Source organism: Acinetobacter sp. YH12201 (assembly GCF_013418145.1).
Lineage (GTDB): Bacteria > Pseudomonadota > Gammaproteobacteria > Pseudomonadales > Moraxellaceae > Acinetobacter.
In genome coordinates this window covers 1-3,748 of the sequence record NZ_VPCP01000138.1, presented here as the reverse complement: position 1 = coordinate 3,748, position 3,748 = coordinate 1, and the positions used below count along the sequence as shown (strand labels likewise).

Genomic DNA, 3,748 nt, shown 5'->3' with positions numbered 1-3,748 from the left:
ATACAAAATAATTCGGTAATATGATCCATCGAGAAGCCTTGTTTTATAACATTTTGTATTGAGAACCAATATGTTATAAATTCAGGGCTTTTTTTCTACTCTTTTTTATATCGAACTCAGGTTAATTTATCTCGTTAAAACTGAATCCCCCTAAATCCCCCTTCTTCTAAGGGGGACTTTCTCTAATCACAAAAAATCCTCCATTCAGGAGGATTTTTTAGCTTTTAATCTTTTAATGCACAAACATATCAATAAATTCGCGGATTTCCTGAATTGCAGTTTCCACATCGCTGGTCAGCCAGGTAGGTTCAAATATACCGGCATAATGTTCAAGTCGTTCTTGGGGAACCACCAGACGGATCGGACATTCTTCTTCCAGTAAGCGCCAAGGAATAATCGGTACTTCATTGTCTATAAACGGGGCAATATTGCGAATGTCGATCACCATGGCATTGATGCATTCAGGAAACGGCATCACAGAAAATTCTTCGGTACGACGACGGAAATATTCCAGATCACCCCATTTAAGCACATAACTTGGTTTACTAAATTCAATAATTCCAATGAGATGTTCATCACGAGTGTAATGCAAACAACATTGATGAGTGACGTCAGTGTCCAAATCAAGCGTTACAGATTGCTGACGATACGCCATAAAGTTAAGCAGCATGAAAAACGGTGCATAATTATAGCTCATTTTAAGCCTTTCAGCACCTAAAGCATGTTTCATCATGAAAGCTTAGACAGGTTTAAAAATCGGTTAATTTTCTTATTTTAAAAACCGCAACTTAAACCCCTATCTTTTGCATGGTTAAATTTTGCTGGAGCTTAAATTAAAATACTGGGACTTAAAGTAAAATAATAGTGTCTTGCTCCAGATATAAAAATGGAATAAAAGTCCTCTTTACTGCGATAAAAGCAACAGCAGCAGTAATATTAAAAGAGCTATAGAAAAGAATGATAGCCTGACTGAAAATTGAATCGACACAACCTTCTTGCCTTAAAATATTTAAACAACTGTTTTCTGAATTGCTGTTTTTTAAGTGAAAATTACAAGTCTTCACCATGTCACTATGCTTTTATACATAATTCATCAGGAAATATGGTTAATATAAATACATGGAATGAGATAAAAAAAGGGGAAAAACATGACACATGATTTTAATAAACCGCCTCATGTTACGAGTGAAGAAGAAAGATCTCAGAAAAAACGTTTGCCAGTGTATATCCTCCTTCTTGTGGGGATATTCTTCATTGCCGTACTGGTTTACATGTTTGCCTATACTAAACCGCAATCATCCAATGCTCCTCCAGGACATCCTGACCCTAGTGCCCAACCTGCCACACCAAATAATACAGCCACTACCGGTACTGCAACGGCAACAGATGAAGCAGTCGCTACAGATGCCGATACTGTAACAGAACCGGGTGAAAAAAGTGCAATAGGTAATGCTGCCGATAATGTGGGGACAGGCATTAGTAACAAAAATCAGTAGGTATTCAAATCATTCATTTAAAGCTCTAATTTGAAAGGATTAGGGCTTTTTTGCAATCAAATGTGCGCTTTTGTTGTATTTATGCTGGTTTGTATTGAATAAAAAATGATCGAATTCTAATGTGTTCTTAACTTCATCATTTTAGGGTGAACTGAGCCAACATAACCCAGTATTCATCTATAGAAATTCAATAAGTAATAACAAGAGGACATGACAATATGAATGAGTATTTTTCTGGAGGCCCTAGAGGGGGGGAATTTGATGCGATGTATTATTGGAATCAGTTTCATCCTATTCTCGCTGCCATAGCCATTTTAATCATAGGTTGGATTATTGCCCTTATTATTGCGGCAGGAATTAAAAAAGTTTTACAAAAGCTTGGAACAAATCAAAGACTTTCGGGTGCGACAGGACATCGCGCCAATATTGAAAGTATTGTTTCGCGTATTGTCTTTTGGATCGTGATGATCATTGCCGTTATAGGTGCTTTTAATGTGCTGAATCTCACCAGCGTGAGTGGGCCATTTAGCAATATGATTCAGCAATTCCTGTTATTTATTCCTCAACTTTTGGCGGCTATTGCGGTCGGTTTTATTGGCTGGATTGTAGCAAATCTGGTCAAGATAGGACTGCAAAAACTGCTGGACCGAACTGAACTGGATGAAAAATTAAGTGCTGATGTGGGCGTCAGTCCAATTAGCCAGAACATTAGCGAGATTGTGTATTGGCTGATTTTGTTATTGTTCCTGCCAATTGTACTGTCTATTTTAGGCTTAACTGGCTTGCTTGTTCCAGTACAGAACATGGTGAATGAAGTTGTTTCATTCTTGCCGAATATCTTTATTGCTGCTGTGATTGTATTTGTCGGCTATATTCTGGCAAAAATTGTACGCGGTATTGTTGAAGGTCTGGTGGGCAGTTTGAATCTCCAGCAACATGCCCAGAAAATCGGGATGTTTAAAAATTCTAATCTGTCACAGGTACTGGGCTCATTTGTCTTTGCGATTATTATCATTACCGCCCTAATTATTGCCTTCGAAGCTTTAGGCATTCAGGCAATTTCACAACCGGCCACAGCCATGTTGTATGAAATCATGAATGCCATTCCGCATATTATTGCAGCGGCTCTGATTCTTATTCTGGCTTATGTGGTATCGCGCTTTGTGGCTAAACTGGTAGTAGACATTGTCTCTGGAACGGGTGTGGATGAAATTCCTGCCAAGATGGATGCCCAACGCTTTTTAGGCAAGACCAAAGTATCTTCAATTATTGGTTACCTGATTGTGTTCTTTACCATGTTGTTTGCAGTATCTGAAGCAGCGAATCGGCTTGGTTTTGAGCAGATCAGTACACTGATTTCGATGTTTATCCAGTTTGGTGCAAATATCCTGCTCGGTGCAGTGATTCTGATGATTGGCTTCTGGCTTGCCAATCTGGTCGCCCAAGTGATTGGACGAGGTGAATATGTCAGTTCACGCTGGCTGGCAAATCTGGTTCGTATATTGATTATGGGCCTGATGATTGCAATGGGTTTGCGTGCAATGGGTATTGCCGATTCCATCGTCAATCTGGCATTTGGTTTAACATTGGGAGCCGTCGCTGTTGCCTTCGCATTGGCTTTTGGTTTAGGTGGGCGCGATCCGGCACAACGTGTCTTGACCGACTTGATTGATAAATGCAAAAAAGAGGCGAAGCAGCCTAATCCGCATCAGGAAAGTTCAGACCGAATCAGTTCAGGGCAGAATTCAAGCTCAGGTTCTGATTCGTCGGTAGATAAATCTTCTGAACTGGAAATGGACGGGGGAGCGGCACCATCTTCCGATCTGTCCAAACCGCTTACAGAGCCCGACTTTCCAGAGGCTGATCAAAAAAATGTTTTGCCTCCTGATTTATCCAATCCAACTCCTGCCTCATTAGCTACTGCACCGCAAGATGCAAAAAAAATTGATCCAGATCAGAGTGTTCCGGATTCTGTCCGTGTTGATCCCAAGCATCCGCCAGTAAATAATCCTTTTGGATCCACGGGGGAAAAAGAGTCTGATGTCGATCTTAAGAGTGACAAAGATCCAAATAATCCTGGCTCCAGTGATGATAAAAAATAATCGCTAGAAGCAGAAAAATCCGCTATAGCCAAATACTCAAAAATATAGAACAATAGAAGCATGGGATATTCAAAAGATTTTAAAGACAAAGTCATAGAAATTATGGCTAGAGATAAAATGTCTGTGCGAAAAGCAGCACAGCATTTTAAC

Annotated in this window: 3 protein-coding genes; 2 read left to right on the top strand and 1 reads right to left on the bottom strand. The window is 39.8% G+C overall.

Going from position 1 to position 3,748, the window contains the following annotated elements:
* Positions 1-232: 232 nt before the first annotated feature.
* On the bottom strand, positions 233-655 hold the full coding sequence (locus tag FTU91_RS15785) for a hypothetical protein (RefSeq protein ID WP_086196104.1): 423 nt from the start codon (positions 653-655) through the stop codon (positions 233-235).
* A 493-nt stretch (positions 656-1,148) separates the two neighbouring features.
* On the opposite strand from FTU91_RS15785, the gene FTU91_RS15780 reads away from it, so the two are divergent.
* Together FTU91_RS15780 and FTU91_RS15775 are read left to right on the top strand one after the other, a co-directional pair.
* Positions 1,149-1,496, top strand: a complete 348-nt coding sequence (locus FTU91_RS15780; RefSeq protein WP_257221772.1) for a hypothetical protein — start codon at positions 1,149-1,151, stop codon at positions 1,494-1,496.
* 218 nt (positions 1,497-1,714) lie between these two features.
* Complete coding sequence (locus FTU91_RS15775; RefSeq protein ID WP_180082810.1) at positions 1,715-3,598, top strand: mechanosensitive ion channel; 1,884 nt, start codon at positions 1,715-1,717, stop codon at positions 3,596-3,598.
* The last annotated feature ends 150 nt before the right edge of the window (positions 3,599-3,748 follow it).